General features: G+C 51.8%; 1 protein-coding gene. It reads right to left on the bottom strand.

The annotated features are described in order from the left end of the window. Positions 1 to 17: 17 nt before the first annotated feature. Positions 18 to 247: helix-turn-helix domain-containing protein (locus QP415_RS12515; RefSeq protein WP_285100286.1), on the bottom strand; the 230-nt coding region annotated here is incomplete at its 5' end.

The following is a 247-nucleotide window of genomic DNA, read 5'->3' on the forward strand; positions in this document are numbered from 1 at the left end:
TAGGTGAGGGCACTTTTCTAAGCGGCGGGGATGTTGGACTCTTCAGCACGGCGCACGAGTTCGGTTGTTTTTGTGTCGTCGTTCTGGCTGTTTTCGTATTCCTCAGCGCGCCGTACCAGTTCTGATGCGTTGACGTTGAGTACGTGAGCGATTTCGAATAAGTCGGTACTGGATATAGGCCGCGTGCTAGTTAGCTTTCGCTGGATGTTTTGTCGCGATGTGTTCAGCAGTTCTGCAAGGTCTGCAT

The sequence above is a fragment of the Pauljensenia sp. UMB3104 genome (genome assembly GCF_030217285.1).
GTDB lineage: Bacteria > Actinomycetota > Actinomycetes > Actinomycetales > Actinomycetaceae > Pauljensenia.